At 38.5% G+C, this 17,415-nt stretch carries 10 protein-coding genes, 1 other RNA gene and 2 pseudogenes; 9 read left to right on the top strand and 4 right to left on the bottom strand.

Features of this window, described 5'->3' with window-relative positions; all coding sequences use genetic code 11:
- A pseudogene (locus MKL32_RS13065) lies at nucleotides 1-340 on the bottom strand (transposase); the annotation flags it as partial.
- Nucleotides 341-396: 56 nt separating this feature from the next.
- On the opposite strand from MKL32_RS13065, the pseudogene MKL32_RS13060 reads away from it, so the two are divergent.
- The 7 genes and pseudogenes from MKL32_RS13060 to MKL32_RS13030 all read left to right on the top strand — a co-directional run.
- Nucleotides 397-951, top strand: a pseudogene (locus MKL32_RS13060) (OmpA family protein); the annotation flags it as partial.
- 257 nt (nucleotides 952-1,208) lie between these two features.
- On the top strand, nucleotides 1,209-4,997 hold the full coding sequence (locus MKL32_RS13055; RefSeq protein WP_270900641.1) for a DUF4132 domain-containing protein: 3,789 nt from the start codon (nucleotides 1,209-1,211) through the stop codon (nucleotides 4,995-4,997).
- Nucleotides 4,998-5,009: 12 nt separating this feature from the next.
- The gene (locus tag MKL32_RS13050) at nucleotides 5,010-6,101 is read left to right on the top strand and encodes an ATP-binding protein (protein ID WP_125272296.1); all 1,092 of its coding nucleotides are present in this window, start codon (nucleotides 5,010-5,012) and stop codon (nucleotides 6,099-6,101) included.
- A 256-nt stretch (nucleotides 6,102-6,357) separates the two neighbouring features.
- On the top strand, nucleotides 6,358-8,853 hold the full coding sequence (locus tag MKL32_RS13045; RefSeq protein ID WP_270900640.1) for a DUF5682 family protein: 2,496 nt from the start codon (nucleotides 6,358-6,360) through the stop codon (nucleotides 8,851-8,853).
- The gene (locus MKL32_RS13040) at nucleotides 8,853-9,989 is read left to right on the top strand and encodes a VWA domain-containing protein (RefSeq protein ID WP_270900639.1); all 1,137 of its coding nucleotides are present in this window, start codon (nucleotides 8,853-8,855) and stop codon (nucleotides 9,987-9,989) included. Before MKL32_RS13045 ends, MKL32_RS13040 begins: the two co-directional genes overlap by 1 nt.
- The gene (locus MKL32_RS13035; RefSeq protein ID WP_270900638.1) at nucleotides 9,986-12,118 is read left to right on the top strand and encodes an SWIM zinc finger family protein; all 2,133 of its coding nucleotides are present in this window, start codon (nucleotides 9,986-9,988) and stop codon (nucleotides 12,116-12,118) included. The genes MKL32_RS13040 and MKL32_RS13035 overlap by 4 nt, the downstream gene beginning before the upstream one ends.
- Nucleotides 12,119-12,488: 370 nt before the next feature.
- On the top strand, nucleotides 12,489-13,676 hold the full coding sequence (locus MKL32_RS13030; RefSeq protein WP_374761238.1) for a putative solute-binding protein: 1,188 nt from the start codon (nucleotides 12,489-12,491) through the stop codon (nucleotides 13,674-13,676).
- 172 nt (nucleotides 13,677-13,848) lie between these two features.
- On the opposite strand, the gene ssrS is transcribed toward MKL32_RS13030, so the two are convergent.
- From ssrS to MKL32_RS13015, 3 genes are all read right to left on the bottom strand, one after another.
- Nucleotides 13,849-14,030: non-coding RNA, 6S RNA (gene ssrS, locus MKL32_RS13025), on the bottom strand.
- A gap of 90 nt (nucleotides 14,031-14,120) precedes the next feature.
- Nucleotides 14,121-14,408, bottom strand: coding sequence for a cell division protein ZapA (locus tag MKL32_RS13020; RefSeq protein WP_004912439.1), 288 nt, complete (start codon nucleotides 14,406-14,408; stop codon nucleotides 14,121-14,123).
- Nucleotides 14,409-14,410: 2 nt separating this feature from the next.
- Nucleotides 14,411-14,965 carry a hypothetical protein gene (locus tag MKL32_RS13015; RefSeq protein ID WP_004912436.1) on the bottom strand — a complete coding sequence of 185 codons (555 nt, stop codon included), beginning with the start codon at nucleotides 14,963-14,965 and terminating at the stop codon, nucleotides 14,411-14,413.
- Nucleotides 14,966-15,030: 65 nt separating this feature from the next.
- Here MKL32_RS13015 and MKL32_RS13010 point away from each other — a divergent pair, with 65 nt between their 5' ends.
- Entirely contained in the window at nucleotides 15,031-15,663 is a 633-nt protein-coding gene (locus tag MKL32_RS13010; protein ID WP_004912433.1) for a UPF0149 family protein, read from the top strand.
- 67 nt (nucleotides 15,664-15,730) lie between these two features.
- Nucleotides 15,731-17,047, top strand: coding sequence for a Xaa-Pro aminopeptidase (gene pepP, locus MKL32_RS13005; protein WP_270900636.1), 1,317 nt, complete (start codon nucleotides 15,731-15,733; stop codon nucleotides 17,045-17,047).
- The last annotated feature ends 368 nt before the right edge of the window (nucleotides 17,048-17,415 follow it).

Raw genomic sequence — 17,415 nt, 5'->3', positions numbered from 1 at the left:
CGACACATCGTTTTAATCTTAAATTGATGGCTGTACTCAAGGATAAACTGATACTTTACTCGGGCAGGCTTGCAAAGTACCTTGCGGCCTTTTTTAAGATATCTCGCTCTTCTTCAGTTTGCTTAAGCTGACTTTTAAGACGAAGGATCTCTTTCTTTGCTTCGAGTAGTTCATGTTCATCAGGGTTGTTGCGTAAAGGCTGTACGGCCTTTAGCCATTTATAAATGCTGTGCTGTGATACACCTAAACGTTCAGCCACATCAGTGACAGAATATCCACGTTCGGTAATCAATTTAACAGCTTCATCTTTAAATTCTGGGGTGTATCGTTGTCCACTCATAATGTTCTCTCCTATGCAAAAAGAATAGACGAAATTTGTCTAGGAGAGTGGTGGCAGTCCACTTTGTGAAAACTTGGAACTATGTTTTAGATATTCGTCAGCCAAATAGCCAAGCCTATTTCCGTTGCCAACTTCGTGTAGATTTTGACAAGCAAAGACTTTCTGAGCGTTTATCTTGGAAGGGTGAAGCCTGTGAAGGTTTGATGGCATGGGGCGCAAACAATCAAGTTCCAGCAAATACGAACTTAAATAATGCACGTTCAGGAAGTGTTTTCTTTACTTTTGATCGTTCAAATGCCAATGCAATTGAGCGCGGGAGTGATTCTGTTACTTCAATTGCACAACGTATTAAACAGAGTAACGCGACTGGACCTGTGATTGTGGCTGGATTTGCAGATCCACTTGGCAAATTTGCTTACAATCAACAGTTGTCATCACAACGTGCAAACACCGTTGCAAAGCTATTGGTCAATGAAGGAATCGACGTGAATCGTATTCAAATTCAAGCCAACAGCCAAACAGATTTATATCAACAATGTGCAGGTCATAAAGCAAATAATCAACTTGTAAATTGTTTGGCACCAAATCGTCGAGTTAATATTATTTGGTAATTGAGTTTAAATGCAGAATGGCTACTTTGAAGTAGCCATTTTTTTTATCAAAAAACTGGTGCGACAATAAATGTCGTGCATGTCTCATCCTGCGATTAACTCTCAGTAATATTTCTTTATAATCAAAACATCAGAAAATAGTCGTTGGATGAAGATGAATTGTTATAGAATCTTGGAATTAAAAGAAATCTTATATTGATTTTTAAACCAAAAAATCAAAAGTAATTAAAAAATTGGGGAAAATAAGAGGTTATTTTATGTTTGAAAGTATTAAGAATAAAGTCGCTGAATTAATCAATCCACAGAGTCAAAACTCACTAGATTCTGAAAGTTTGGCGTTACTCACTACCATTGTTGAACCTTTATCTGAAGTAGAGGCGACGTTACCAAATCAAGTTTTAAACTTTATCGTGAATGGTCAAAAACCAGAGGTTTTATTGGCATTACAGCAGCAAGCGACAGATAAAGTATGCGCCTTACTAGGTAGCCCTGGAACTTATGGATGGTATTGGCCATCAACTGAGCTTACTAAAGCACAAGAAAAACTATGTAAAGCCTCACAAAATGCGCGTTATAAACTATATATCAATATCTTTTCAAAACTGAGTAGTGATCAGATTATTCGCTATGGAAAATTCTTAGAAGCCGCAACTCAGCAACGTAATTATTCTCAACTTTCTAAACAAACTCCAGTTTGGTTTAGCTATGTACTGGTAGATGGATTATTAACAAGTTTTAATCATCAAAGTTTTGATGATCGTCAGAAAAAATCACATCGCGATCTTTGGTCACTTACCGCATTAAAGCAACTTTATTCATATGAACCTGAAAATAATATTGAAGGGTTTATTACGACTTTATTTGAGCGTAATGGCGTAAATAGTTATCACTATGATCAATTAAATTTCTTGTTTAAGCTTTCGGATAGCGTCCAGTTCTTCACTGATTATGCACAAGAAATTCGTGAGACTTTACCTAAACTTTCTGCCGCAGCGCAGGGGATTTTCCTAGAGTTTATTGCTCAGCATCACGACTTATTACAACAGCAAACTGAACTTATCATCATGCTTGCATTAAGTTCGAGCAAAGGTGTTCGCGAGCAAGCGACTGTTTTACTTACACATCTTGACGATTGTCAAAGCCAGCAATATTTGCAACATTTCTTGATCAATGGCGAGAGCAAACAACGTAGTTTTGCTGCTGATTTGCTAGCACGTTTAGGTGAGCAAAATCGGGAAATCTTGCAGCAAGCAGCAGAAAATGAAAAATTAAAATCTGTACAGGCGAATATCCTTTCCGCTTTACAACGACTCGAATCTTTGGGTCAAGTGGTCGAGCTTGAATATACCTTACCTGATATTGAAGTGATTGAGGCTCAAGACATTCCTGAAAGTTTTGTTCAGGTTCTACAGGATAATTATTTGGCAGTAAAAGAAAAATATCGTCAAGCTGCAGAACAGGAAGTTGAAGATAATAAAGCTGTTGAGAAAGGTGGATACAAAAGCCATTGGAGACAGAATAACTACCGAGACTTCTGCAAATCATATGACAAAGTTGAAAATGTTGGGCAATTAATTCTTGGTCATCTAAATGGTCAAAAAAACTATCGTTCCTATATTGAAGAAATTGCCAATTATCAAAAAAAATTACAGCAGTTACCTGAGTTTAGTTTGATTCATGCAGCGCGTTTGGTGCTAGGGCATCGAAACAATGATTGGATCAACTGGTATCAGTTTTTCCAGTTTTTAGAGACTAAGAGTTGGGAAACAATTGAGTTACGTCAGTTAGCCCAAGTTTTGCAACAAGTCGGTATTTCAGAAGAGAGTAGTAAACGTTGTATTGCAAATGAATACCTAGAAAACTATAGCGGTGATGAACTAAATACTCGAATTGCTGATGATGAAAAAGTCATTCCTTTTTTTATTGAGAACATTGATTTAATTGCTGAAGCTTTAGGGCTACTACCAAGTAAAAATCAAAATTCATGGCGCTATTATGATCCAATCAAGGCATTAGCTCTATTACAACGTTTTCCACAAGTACCTAAACAGTTTATTCCTCGATTACTTGAGTTTGCTTTGGGGGATGGAAAACGTTTACGTTTTGACGCTCAGGAAGTATTAAAAAAACTCCCTGATATTCATTTAAGAGCGATTGAAGCTTTAGAAAATGGTAAACAAGAAATTCGTATTACAGCAGTCGAATGGTTAGCGCGTTTACAACATCCCTCTGCGGTCACAGCGCTTTATGATTTATTAAAAAAAGAGAAAAAAGAAGTTGTTATTGCTGCAATTCTGACGGCTTTAGAGCAGTTAGGTGAGGATATTAATATTTATCTTTCGCCAAAAGCATTGCTCAAAGATGCTGAAAAGGGTTTGAAAGCTAAGATTGCTAGTAGTTTTACTTGGTTTGATTTACAGCATTTACCTCAAGCGCAGTGGCAAGATGGTACAACAGTTGATCCTCAAATTATTCAATGGTGGGTCGTTTTAGCAGACAAATTGAAAGACCCTGTGCCCAATGCATTGTTACAGCGTTATATGGGACTGTTAAATGATAAAAGCCAACAAACGCTTGCATTGTATTTACTGCAAAGCTTTATATATCAAGACACTCGTAATCCAACCTTAGAAGAGGCGATGGAGGTTGCAACGAAAGAAGCACCGAGTCGTTTAGCATCTTATCAAGATTCATTTAAACGCTGGGGACAAAAGTACCCTGAATATTATGGACGTTATGAACACATCACATTGGAAGAAGTGGTTGAAGAAATTAAACGTGAGCGTTTAGCAATTTATTTAGGTTCTGCAATTAAAAGTAAAGGAATGTTGGCACTTACTTTTAAAACGCAAGGTAGTGTTGCGGTGAAATTATTGCAAGATTATATGAAGCAACATTATCAACGTCGTGCACAAATCGAAGCGATGTTGAGTTGTTTTTCAATCAGTGATGATCCATTGATTATTCAATTACTTCTGAGTTTGTCACGTCGTTACCGCACAGCATCTGTTCAGAATCTAGCGAAACAATTGGTTGAACAAATCGCAGAGCGCAATCAATGGAGTAGTGATGAATTGGCAGATCGCACAATTCCGACCGCAGGCTTAGATGATGCAGGTGTATTGAGTCTAGAGTACGGTTCTCGAGTCTTAACTGCCTATGTAGACGATAAAGATAAGTTCGTACTTAAAAATGAAGATGGAAAAATAATTAAAGCCTTACCTGCTGCACGACAAGGTGATGACGAAGGCTTAATTAAAGAAGCTAAATCATTATTCAGCAGTAGTAAGAAAGAGTTTAAACAAGTGATTGATCTACAAACACAACGCTTATATGAAGCGATGTGTAGTGAGAGAGCTTGGAGCGGTACGGATTGGCAAGAATACCTGTTTGCACACCCAATTATGAAACGTTTGATTCAACGTTTAGTTTGGTTGGAGCTTTCTTCAGAAGGTATTATTTTACAAAGTTTCCGTCCTAGTGATGACGGCAGTTTATTAAATCTTGAAGATGATGAAATTGAATTAGCACAAGATAGCCAAATCAAAGTTGCACATGGTGTTTTGATCAGCGCTGAAGATGCAGAAGCATGGCAAGCACATTTTAAAGATTATAAAGTGAAATTCCTATTTGAGCAGATGTCTCACCAACTTCCTGTTTTTGAAGCACATGCGGAAATTATTGAGGATCGTAAAGGCTGGTTAACCGATACATTTACTTTACGCGGAGTGATTACCAAGCTTGGTTATCAACGTGCTTCAATTGAAGATGGTGGTTCTTTTGATAGTTACTTTAAACCATTTAGCCAAATTGGTTTATCTGCGGTGATTCGTTTTAGTGGCAGTTATGTGCCTGAGGAAAATCTTGCAGCTGTATTGTACGACCTCAGTTTTGAGAAAAAGAATGTACGTTCTTGGCGTGACAGTGGAATGAATTTAGCAGATGTACCGCCAGTGTTATTAGCTGAAACTTATGCTGATTATTTAAAAGTTGCTGAGGCATGTTCTGGTTTTGATCCTGAATGGCAGAAGAAAACACCTTGGTAAAATGGTAAAGATATGAATCCACAAGACATTATTAAATTAAGTGCTGAACAACGTTTTGCAGAAGAACTTGCAATAATCAGTGAGCATGACCATGCGCCTAAACCACAAGGTTGGTTACGTTCACCACGTGCGGTACGCCAATTTATTCTCGGTGATGAGAAATTAGCGATTAGCCGTAAATTTTATGGTGATGATGCTTTAGTCGACAGAGCAATTGTGACTTTACTGGGTAAACAAGGTCTCATGTTAGTAGGTGAACCAGGTACAGCAAAATCTATGCTGTCCGAATTATTAGCAGCAGCGATTAGTGGTGACTCAGGACTTACCATTCAAGGAACAGCAGGCACGACTGAAGATCATCTCAAATATTCATGGAACTATGCTTTATTGCTGGCTGAAGGTCCCAATGAAAAGTCTTTAGTTGCATCACCTGTTTATCAAGCGATGCAGCTTGGCAAGATCATTCGTTTCGAGGAAATCACGCGTTGTCCACCTGAAATTCAGGATGTCTTAGTTTCATTAATGTCTGAAAAGACCATGATGATTCCTGAGCTTGGGGATCAAGGTCGTGTTTATGCCAAAGCAGGATTTAATATTATTGCTACCGCCAATTTAAGAGATCGCGGTGTGCATGAGATGTCATCGGCATTGAAACGTCGTTTTAATTTTGAAACTGTACGACCGATTGCTGATCCTGTTTTTGAACGTGAGCTTGTACTGACTCAGTTGAAACGCGAGTTAGGAGAGTTATCTGATCAGATTCAAATGTCTGAATCTGTGGTTGATCTACTGGTCACAGTTTTTCAAGAGTTACGTCAAGGCACAACCAAAGACGGTACATCTATTAAAACACCTGATGCTGTGATGTCGACTGCTGAAGCGGTCAATATCGCTTATGCAGCTGCTTTAGAAGGCTATTATTTAGGTGATCAATCTTTGAGTAGTGCTGCGATTGCGCGTCAGTTGATTGGCGTGGTGTTAAAAGATAATGCTGACGATGCCAAGCGGATGCGTTTTTATATGGATAATGTTGCCCGTGAACGTGCCAAACAGGATGTAACTTGGAAGGCTTTTTTTGATGCTGGAAAAACGTTTTGGCAGTAGATTTTTTGAGTCTTAACTGAGTCGTGCCGAGTTCTCATCTTATTTGAGGATAAGCCTTCGGCTCGACCTACTTTTGTTTCGACAAAAGTAGGCAAAACCATTTGTCATTCACAGAACCTGTTGACTTCTTACATTTAGTTAATCGAGTCGCAGAAACAACATTTGACAGATACCACGCAGGCTGTGAATGACGTTCCGAGTATCAGATGTTGTATGTAGTTTATATAAAAAGTGAAAATTTATTGAAATAAAGAATATGACGATACCACAACGCTTACAACTAGCATTACAACAGCAAAAGGCTTTGGCAGATAAAGGTATTCATTTTTTACCGATTCGCCATCATAGCCCAGCGTGTGCTTATGCTGCTTTACAATCGTTGCAGCAATTACAGCCTAAACACATATTGATTGAAGCACCACGTTCATTTAATCGTTTAATTGCAGATTTACAGCATCCAGATAGTCAGCCACCACTAGCTGTACTGTGTCAAACCGAAATCATGGAAGCAAATAATAATGCTGCTGATGATGAAAAGACGGAACAGAAACAAACGCGTACTGCTTATTATCCATTTTGCGATTATTCACCTGAATGGGTTGCGCTGCGATATGCGCCAGAAATTAATGCTGAGATTGAGTTTATTGATTTAGCATGGACAAGTCAGATTGATCATGAATTAAAGACGATCACCAAACAAACTTGGCAAAGTCGAAGCTTACAGCAAGAGCGCTATTTGGCTCATAGTCAGTATTTACAAACCCTAGCACAGAAGTTGCACTGTCGAAATCATGATGAACTTTGGGATCACTTATTTGAGTTAAAGCCAAAGCTGGAGATGCATGATTGGCAAAGCTTTTTCCATGAGGTGCTCGTTTGGTGTGCTATGTCTCGTTTAGATTACGAGGATAGTGTTTTAGAAGCCGATGCTTCTTTAATCCGAGAACAATGCATGCTGCAAAGCATCTTAGAATGTTATGCAAATAAAAAGGGTAAAATCTGTATCCTCACAGGTGGTTTTCATACCTTAGCCTTAATTGAGCAATTGGCAGCACATTTACTGGTTGAGAAACCTAAGAAAATTAAAAAAATGAAGTCAGCAGATCAAGATGACCAAGCATGGTTGATTCGTTATAGTTTTGATCGTCTTGATGCTTTAAATGGTTATGCTTCTGGTATGCCATCGCCTGCATTTTATCAACGTTGCTGGCAACATATGATGGAGAAATCCTTTGATGATGCTGAACAGCGACAAGCCTTAATCGTTGAGTTACTGTCTGATTTTTCTACGCAATTACGCGACCAGCAGATTTTAGAAAGCAGTTTTATTACGGTTAAAAATGCGACTGAACAGGCGATTAGATTAGCGACTTTAAGAGGACATCATTTAATTAGTCGTTTTGATTTGATTGATGCCTGTCAAAGTAGTTTTGTCAAAGGCAGTTTAGATGAGGGACAACAAGCATTTCAAAGCCTATTGAAGCAAATTCTGGGTGGTGCGCGTCTAGGACAAGTGGTGCAATCCACGCAAACACCGCCACTGTTAGCTCAAGTTTATGATTTAGCAAAAGTTCATCGTTTTAAATTGGATGAAACGACCACCAAACGCGCAAAACTGGATGTCTTTCGAAATCAGAAACATCGTTTGCGCAGTCGTTTTCTACATTTACTTGATTTCTTGCAAGTGGGATTTGCCAAGTCTGTGACTGGCCCAGATTTCTTAGGTGGTGGGCGCTTACATTTATTATTTGAAGAATGGGATTATGCATGGACACCCCATGTTGAAGCTCAGTTGATTGAATTATCCGAGTTAGGAAGTGAGTTAAATACTGTTGCAGTACAAAAACTCTTGCATATCAAACAGACTTTTTCTCAGGCAGGACAAGGAAGGTCATCACATCTTGCAGTACAGCTTTTAATTCGAGCAGCATTGATGGGATTGCACAAACAAATTCCAATTCTGTTTACTGAAGTTCAACAATTCTTACCCACTGATCCTGATTTGGATTCGGTGATTCAATGTGGACAAAAATTATTAAATTTATGGACAGGCAAAGATTTTTTAGCTTTTCAGCAACAACCTGAACTTAAAGCACTGATGCAGCAAATCATTCCCACAGCATTATTTTTACTGTCTCAGTTGGCAACGCCACCAGCAGACCAACAACAGCAAATTCTGAATCAAGTTTTGCAATTACGCAATTTGTCTAAGCAGATAAATCGTGTAGTAAGTGGTGAGCTAAATTTTCTAGCGCAATTTTATAATGCTTTAGCACGATTAAATACGGACTGGCAAAAGCTAGATGTGTTGGCGGGTGCGGTTGATGCCTTACGTTTTATTGATGGTGATTTGACTGAACAGGATTTACAGCAATCAGTTCAGCGACATTTTGGTTTGGGTGCTAACCCTGAACATGCGGTCGCTTATCTATCTGGAATGATGCAAAGCGCACCTGAATTATTATTGCGTTATCCTGCAATGGCACAACTACTGAATCAACTGTTATTAAAATGGGACGAGGCTGCCTTTGTGGCGATTCTGCCTGATTTACGCCAAGCATTTACTCATTTTAAACCGAAGGAAACAGCGGCTTTTGCTGAGCAGATTGCGCAGCTGAATGATGTTTCAAGTTTGGATATCTCTCAATATATCAGTGAGGTTTCACAAGCTGAAATGCTACAAGGTGTTCAATTAAATCAACAACTACAAGAATTTTTGATCGAGCGAAATTTACAAGGTTGGTTAGTATAATGAATGATGCAAACTCTAATAACCTTGCAGCACGTTGGCGCTTAATTCTGGGTCGCTATAGTGATCGAGCTTTGGATCAGGTACAGCTTGATGCAGAACAATTACGTTTGGAACGTACTCTCGATTATTTATACAACCGTGAGTATGAACAACGTGGTCATGTTGCAGGGGGGTCTCGTCATGGCTCATTAGATGACTCACAGCTCACTGCAATTAATTGGCTCAATCAAGCGCGAAAATTATTTCCGCAAAGTACCTTTGAACGTATTCAAACTCAAGCAGTTGAACGCTACCAATTAGATGCATTACTCAAAAATCCGCAAAGCTTAAAAAGTTTAGAGCCTACACCTCAGCTTGCTAAAGCCTTGTTGACGATGCGTGGGCGAATGAATGCGCAAACTCGAGATGCTGTCCGAGAGATTATTCAAACCGTAGTAGAGCAAATCGTTGCACGATTAAAACCTAACTTTATCAATGCGATTCATGGTCGACGCAATCGTTTTCGCCGTTCTTTGATTGCGAATAGTCAGAACTTTGACTGGCGACGTACGATTCGAGAAAATCTAAAACACTATAATGCTGATTTAAATAAGCTCATTATTCAACAACCATTCTTCAATGCGCGGGTACAACGTCATTTACCTTGGACTGTCGTGTTGTGCGTGGACCAAAGTGGTTCAATGATTAACTCTGTCATGTACAGTGCGATTTGTGCAAGCATCCTCGCAAGTTTACCTGCTGTAAAAGTACATCTCGTATTATTTGATACCAATATTGTTGATTTATCTCATATGGCACATGACCCCGTTGAAGTGCTATTGACTGTTCAGCTTGGTGGTGGCACAGACATTGCCAAAGCGGTGAATTATTGCGAACGTTTTATCACACAACCAAATCGCACGATTTTTACGTTAATCAGTGATTTTGAAGAAGGTGGTTCTGTAGCACATTTACTCAATGCAATTAGTCGCTTGCAAAGTCAACACGTAAAGTTATTGGGCTTAGCTGCTTTAGATGAACAAGCTAACCCTGTCTATGATATTCAAATGGCACAGAAGCTGAATGAGAGGGGCATGTCTGTTGCAGCGCTCACCCCTGAACATTTTGCTGAATGGATGGCGGAGGTGATGCAATGAGCTGGCAACACCAATATTTGGCTTATGATCAAGACAGCCTTTCCACTTATGCAAATGCAGGTTTAGTTCGTCGTGCCTTAAAAGATATTGAGGCAGGAAAGGTTATTTTACAAACGAAGCGATCTGAACACATCACCATTGAGAGTGATGGTCAACAGGTTGGTTTATCATCGGCAGGTTTAGTCAATGCATCATGTAGTTGCCCTGCAACAGGTGCTTGTAAGCACATTGTCGCAGCCGTTTTATATCTGCAACAACATTTACAAAATTCAGTTCAGCAACCAATCGAAAATCTAACAACAGACTCAGCTGAGGATATTCAAAGTACGACTGTTGAATTGGTTGAACAACTTGAAAATAATTTCCAACCCAATCTGATCGAAGAAATATTGAGAGTTGATCTCAACCAAATCGCAAAGAAAATAGGTAAAGCTCAGACTCAAAAAGCCATCAAACTCGCTCGGCTTTGGCAAAAAGAACAACAAACGGAATTACTGGAAGAAGAATACAGTTTAAAAATTCGTATCAAGAGTCTAGCTGAAGACATTATTTATGTGGCAGGGGCTGGTTTTGCTGGAATGCTGTCCAATTTAGAAAAGGATCAGTCTGCATATTATCTAGCTGCTTTAAGTGAAGTACAGCGACTTCAAGGAAAATTCTGGACTAAGTTGGAACTCAATGAGACAGAGAATCCCGCGGTTCTGAGTGAGAGTGAAGGTCAATTTATTATTGAATTAAAAGATGATCTTGCTCAGTTGATTGAGTTTGGTTTATCGCATGTAAATGAAATGACTGCACGACAACTACATCTACTGAATATGTCTGCTAGAAGTGAGTCATTAGCTCGTTTGGCTGCAATGTTAAGGCAACTGAGCGGTCAGGTTACTCGACTTTTAAATCGTGACGAACATAGTTCTGAACACGAAACATTATTATATTTAGCTCAAATCAATGCATATCTTTACCAGTTAGAACATGCTAAGGGTGAGGTTTTAGTTCGCTTAAGAGGTAAGTCGCGTCGTCAATATGAAGTAGATCAAGAACAAGTTGATTTAGAGCTTTTACCTTTAGGCGCACGTTGGTGGCGAACATTGGGTGGTGCTAGAGGAATAACTTTATATTTCTCAGAGCAAGAAAACCCTCAAATTTTTGAGGTGACACTAGCGCGTACTGAAAATAATGACCCGAACTTTAATCGTTACAATGCATGGTCTCAGCAAAGCATTTGGATGATGACAGCTCAACAACTCATGCAAAAAAAAGTACGATTACAACAGCCACGATTTTCTGAGGATGATCGTTTATCTGCTTCAGGACAAAGTCGAGCCTTACCACTTAATAACTTAAAAGATCTTCAGGATTTTAGTATTTATCAACACATCGGATTTGATAATTGGCACAAACTACAGCAACGTTGGCAGCAACAATTACAAAGTATTGAAGGTATTGATCAAACAGTAATGCTTAATATTTCTAGCTATGACAATCCTCAAGTTGATGAAATTGAGCAATGTTTGTGGTGGACGGTCTATGATCAGAATCAATCAGCGATACATTTACGTTTAGATTGGAAAACGTCAGAAATAGAAAAAATTCGTCAGCTCGAACGCTTGTGTAATCAAAAAACTCAAATTAACTCTGTTTTTGTATATTGCCAGATTAAAGGACATACCTTGGTGTTATCGCCAATTAGTTTATTGATCACGCAAAATGAAAAAACACGCTTGTTTAACCTAGATTTTGATCAATTAAATGAACCAAAAAAGACTTTGAAAGAAAGTATCGTTGGACGGATTGAACAACTCTTAATGATGAAGCAACAACAGAGAGCAAAATTTTCATCTATTCAAATGAGTTTAAGTCAAAAAGTGTGTGAACCAATTTTTGATGTATTACTTAGTCTGAGTTGCTCTGGGCGTATGATGCTGAGTTCATCACAGATCGAAACATTGCAACAACAACGTCAGTTGGCATTAGATGCAGGAATGAACATACTTGCAAAGCAAATCACATCACTTTTAGCCGAGTCTAAAATCAATGTTGAGTCAATTTTACGGCTTATTTATCTCTGTGATTTAATTCTACGAATGCAAGTGGAGTTACCAATTCAACTGAATCAAAACTTGTAATATGTTTGATATTTGATTGTAGTTAAAGAAAACTCGTTGGATTAATTCTAGATTTTTCATACTTTATGTTGTTTGGATAAGCAGATTTGGGTTTTACTAAGGTATAGACGCTGGTTTTAGATTGTTTTAGTCGGATAAATATTGTCTCTCGTATTCTATAAACTTCGAGAAAATATAGACTATTATCAAATAATGAGAGTTTTTATACTTTTCTTGACTTAATTGACATCATCTAAGTAAAAGCAGTCAATTCTATTTTGATTTAATGACCTTAACTTGAATAAAAACTATTGGGAAATAGCTAAAAATGGATCGTTTAATCCATAAAAATAAGTGCAGGATGTCAATTAAATCAATTCTTATCTCAGGAATGTTGGTCTCGTCATTCGTGATGATGAGTCCAATCTATGCTGCTCCTGAAGGGAAGTTAGATCTAACGCTTTCAACTCATTCGCAGAATAAAGTTAAAAAACTACTCAATGACCCTAAAACTTGGCAGCAGATTCCTAAACAGGTCACTTTATGTGTGTATTCGCCTAATGGTGAGCATAGTGAAGCATTTGAACAAGCAACTAGCTATATCACTGAAATTCCAAGAATGGTAAACGTCGCCAAGCAGTTTGGTGTCAATATGAAAGTTGCTCGTCCTTCGCATTTACAATTTAAACTGGATTTTGATTATCCTAAACTTAAAAAGACAGCATCTACATTGGTGAACCTAAAGGTTTATACCAATGAAGCTGTCTTAACCGAAGATTTTCGCAGTAAACGCTGTGATGGCGCAGGTATTAGTAATCTACGAGCGAAACAATTTAATAAATTTGTTGGAAGTATTGATGCAATTGGTGCACTACAAACATACAAACAATTGAGCGCAGTGATCCAAGTCTTAGCAAATCCAAAGTTTGATGAAAAGATGGTGAACAAAGACTATGAGGTTGTCGGAGTTGTACCATTAGGTGCTGCTTATATTATGGTCAATGATCGAAATATTAATACTCTAGCTAAAGCAGCAGGTAAAAAGATTGCTGTATTCCAATTCGATGAAACTCAAAAGAAATTAGTTCAAAATGTAGGTGCTCAACCTATTTCGGTAGATTTAGTAAGTGTCGGTGGGAAATTCAACAATAGAGAAGTCGATATTATGGCTGGACCTGCGATATTGTTTGAACCACTAGAGTTACATAAAGGGATGAGTGATAAGTCTGGCAAAGTTGTTGGTGGGATTATCAAGTTCCCTGTCATTCAAGTGACAGGCACATTGATCATGCATCGCAATAAATTCCCAGCAGGAATGGGATCAATTGCGCGTGAGGTCATTTCTAAACAGCTCAATCCAGCATTTGAATTTGTCGATAAATTGGAAGCTAAAATTCCAAGTAAATATTGGTTAACACTAAATGAAAGTGATAAGCCTGGTTATGTTCGTCTCATGCGTGAAGCACGTATCCAAATGACTAAAGAAGGCTATTACGATCCAGAGATGATGAAGTTGCTGAAACAGGTTCGTTGTTCGCAAGCGCCAAGTCACTATGAATGTGCCTTGAACGATGAATAGATCTTAAAATTTTGAACTGATAACGCCATAGTGCATATCACATGTGCTATGGTTTTTTTATTTGAAATGTACTAAAAATAAGCAGAGTTTAAGAGGTAATAAAAACAAAGAACGATTTGATTTAAAGGGAATTATAAATTGAATTTTCTTTTGGTGAGAACCATTAGAAAAGTAATGCTCCAGAGGTGCCGCTGCATGGTCGTTACCCTGAACCCGATGAGTTCAAGGTGGAGGTGACGTACACTTACTGGGTTTCCTACTCGAGGCAGGCATACACTCAAAATGTACAGGACACATCCATAAATTTAAGTATCGGCAGGGGACTAGACGTACTGGCGAACACCCTAGAGACAGTTTTAGTATAACTGATCTTTACACGATGACAATCCTTGCAGATCACATATCTGTAAAGATACTTACTAATTGATGGGGCTTTGTGCAATTTTACTCAACAGTTTGTTCGACATCTTCCAAGATGGTTTGAAGTAGGCGTTCACAGTGAGCATATTCCTGCAAAGATTTATTCAAACTAAACACATCTTGTGCCATCTGTAAGGCAACCATAATGACTAACTTATTGTGTTCTACACGAGGAGCGTTACGTCGCATATCCTGAAACTTTTGATTCAGTAGTTCAGCTGCACGCTCTAATTCTTCACGTTTATCTTCAGTGGTATTTAAGCGAAAAGTCTGTTCAATTAAACGAAGTTCTACTGTCACTTGTTCACTCATGATCAGTTTTCCTCTTGTAGTTCAGCATTCGGGTGAGCAAGTTGCTGAATTTCTTGTGCATGATGATCTTGCGCAGTACCTAGGATGGCAAGACGCTGAATAATTGCTTCAACTTTTGATTTTGCAAGCTCATTTTTTTGCAATAAACGATCACGATCTTGCTGAAGATCTTGGATTTCTTGCTGGCTATGACGTTGTTGCGCTTGGAGCTTCTCTTTAGTCACACGTAAATCATTACGCTCTGCCAAAATCTCTTGAAAGCGATTTTTTAAGTCAGTGGTACTTTTTTCCAAGCGGCTATAGCGTTCAGCAAGTGTTGTTGCATCTTGATTTAGCTGCTTAAATTGATCTTGTAACTGAGTTAATTGTTCAGTTAAGTTATCAACTTCGTCCTGCTTTTGCGTGATGATGCTATTTTTTTGCACGATTTGTGCATGATGGTCTGTTTCAGCTAAAGCTTTAGCTTCAGTGAGCGAAGTGTTTTCGCGCTCTAAATGATGTAAACGTGTTTTTAAAACACCAATATGCGCTTGTAGACGCTGTAATTGTTCTAACATAACGAGGTCGCACAGAGTTGCAATCAAAGGTAATATATACAGCAGTATAGAGATTGGATAAACGAATGCAAGACGATATTTCAGGTTGGACGGATTGGAATGCCCATTTTGATGGGATTGAAGAGATTTCAAGTCCAAGTGAGTTACATGGATTACTCACAGGTATAGTTTGTGTCACACAAGCACCAACCAAAGACGAATGGTCACAAATTTTAAATACTTTAAATGTTCCTGCATTATCGGAAGAGGCATTAGAAAGCTTAACTGACGAAAGCGAAGATGTTTCTCATGCCTTGTCTGACGATGAGTTAGATTATTTGCCGATGTTGCCAGATGATAGTCATCTACTTGTTGATCGAGTTCAAGCTTTGGCAGATTGGTGTGCTGGTGTGGTTCTAGGCTTTGGTTTAGCATCGGGACATATTCGTGCTGATGAACAAGAACTCATTGAACACTTACAAGATGTTGCAGCAGTAGAGTTTGAAGATTCAGATAATGATGACGAAGGTGAAGCAAGCTATGAAGAGTTATACGAGTTTGTTCGTTTAATTCCAGTGAGCTTATCGATTGGTCGCAAAAAGATTTCTGTTAGTGAAAGTTCACTCTTAAAAAACTTTCATGCCAAAAGCAGAAATCAAGAAAGCACAGCTGATCCACAAACTATTGTAGAAATGTTTACACCGCATCGTCCGAGTTAATGCGGTATTAAATCTCCCTAATAAATCCCTCTTACTTTTTAGAGGGACTTTCAAGCTGCAGGATAATATGAAACTAACTCAAGCTGATTTTAAACAACGCCGTGATCATTTAGCTCAGAAAATGGGTGCAAATAGTGTTGCTATTATTGCGACACGTGCAGAAATGTACCGCAATCGCGATGCAGACTATAAATATCGAGCTGACAGTAGTTTTTATTATTTAACTGGTTTTGCTGAACCTGAAGCAGTTGCGGTTTTGGAAACCTTCGCTGAAGGTGAAACGTATCGTTATTCCTTATTTTGCCGAGAGCGTAATCGCGAAATGGAGATTTGGAATGGTTACCGTGCTGGTGTGGAAGGAGCTGTTGAAATCTATGGTGCAGATGAAGCATTTGCAATAGATTTATTGGATCAGGAAATTATTGCTAAGCTCTTAAATAAAGATCGTCTGTATTTTCGAATTGGTCATCAAGCTGAGTTTGATGCCAGAGTAAGTCAATGGATTCAAAAAGCTGATGCTCAACAACGTCGTGGATCAACCTCTCCAGCAGAGGTCATTCAACTTGATCGCCTTATAGATGAGATGCGTCTGAAAAAATCAGCGCAAGAAATCGAGCTAATGCAGATCGCATCAAATATTAGTGCAGATGCACATACACGTGCTATGCAATCAGTGAAACCAGAAATGATGGAGTATGCACTTGAAGCAGAACTCAATTATATTTTTGGTAAAAATGGTTGTGTACCAGCCTACAATAGTATTGTCGGTGGTGGAGAGAATGCGTGCATTTTGCATTACGTAGAAAACAATAAACCATTAAAAGATGGTGATTTGGTTTTAATAGATGCTGCTTGTGAATATGAATTCTATGCATCTGATATCACTCGCACTTTCCCAGTCAATGGTAAGTTCAGTCCTGAGCAAAAAGCACTTTACAATATTGTATTAGATGCACAACTAGCTGCGATTGATGCAACACGTATCGGCAATCACTACAAATATCCACATGAAGTCGCTGTAAAAATTTTAACTCAAGGTTTGGTTGATCTTGGCTTACTTAGCGGTAATGTAGATGAGTTGGTTGAAAGTGAAGCATTCCGTCAATTCTTTATGCATGGCACTGGGCATTGGCTTGGTATGGATGTGCATGATGTCGGTGCTTATAAGCATGGCGAAGACTGGCGTACTTATGAAGCAGGAATGGTAGTCACCGTTGAGCCAGGTTTATATATCGCACCTGATGATGAAACGGTTGATGTGAAATGGCGTGGTATTGGTATTCGTATTGAAGATGATATTGTAGTCACTGAAAATGGACCGTTGGTTTTGACTAAGAATGTAGTGAAAACTGTTGAAGAAATTGAGCAATTAATGGCTAGTTAAGTCTGAAATATTGATCTAAAGGCTTATTCTAGGATAAGCCTTTTTTATTTGTCGAATTAAAATAAAACACAGACCAAACAAAGTACAAATTCCAATCCCAATTTGAGTTAGAGTAAGATAGGCTAGGGTCTGTAGATATTTCATAAATGCTTGCGACAGTGGATATTTTTTAGGTGATACAAGGCATGGCTTATGAAATTTAGTCATTCTAAATAAATAAGCCATAACGCAGTAGCGACAAAAAATATCCCTGTCCCACAGGGTTATGGCTAAAACTTCCTTAAACTTTGTTATGAAACTTGACAAGGAGTTGCCATTGCCTACGTTTCATGCCTCGTTGAAGTTGTTTTAGCCTATAACGCAACCAT

The sequence above is a fragment of the Acinetobacter sp. AOR34_HL genome (assembly GCF_027854795.1).
Taxonomy (GTDB): Bacteria; Pseudomonadota; Gammaproteobacteria; order Pseudomonadales; family Moraxellaceae; genus Acinetobacter; species Acinetobacter junii.
Note: the sequence above shows the minus strand (reverse complement) of the source record. Positions and strands in the feature narration are given on the sequence as shown.

Excerpts from the sequence above, each read along its gene's own strand:
- MKL32_RS13055 (WP_270900641.1), top strand. The coding sequence starts at position 1,209 with ATGTTTGAAAGTATTAAGAATAAAGTCGCTGAATTAATCAATCCACAG.
- MKL32_RS13050 (WP_125272296.1), top strand. The coding sequence starts at position 5,010 with ATGAATCCACAAGACATTATTAAATTAAGTGCTGAACAACGTTTTGCA.
- MKL32_RS13045 (WP_270900640.1), top strand. The coding sequence starts at position 6,358 with ATGACGATACCACAACGCTTACAACTAGCATTACAACAGCAAAAGGCT.
- MKL32_RS13040 (WP_270900639.1), top strand. The coding sequence starts at position 8,853 with ATGAATGATGCAAACTCTAATAACCTTGCAGCACGTTGGCGCTTAATT.
- MKL32_RS13035 (WP_270900638.1), top strand. The coding sequence starts at position 9,986 with ATGAGCTGGCAACACCAATATTTGGCTTATGATCAAGACAGCCTTTCC.
- MKL32_RS13030 (WP_374761238.1), top strand. The coding sequence starts at position 12,489 with ATGTTGGTCTCGTCATTCGTGATGATGAGTCCAATCTATGCTGCTCCT.
- MKL32_RS13020 (WP_004912439.1), bottom strand. The coding sequence starts at position 14,408 with ATGAGTGAACAAGTGACAGTAGAACTTCGTTTAATTGAACAGACTTTT.
- MKL32_RS13015 (WP_004912436.1), bottom strand. The coding sequence starts at position 14,965 with ATGTTAGAACAATTACAGCGTCTACAAGCGCATATTGGTGTTTTAAAA.
- MKL32_RS13010 (WP_004912433.1), top strand. The coding sequence starts at position 15,031 with ATGCAAGACGATATTTCAGGTTGGACGGATTGGAATGCCCATTTTGAT.
- pepP (WP_270900636.1), top strand. The coding sequence starts at position 15,731 with ATGAAACTAACTCAAGCTGATTTTAAACAACGCCGTGATCATTTAGCT.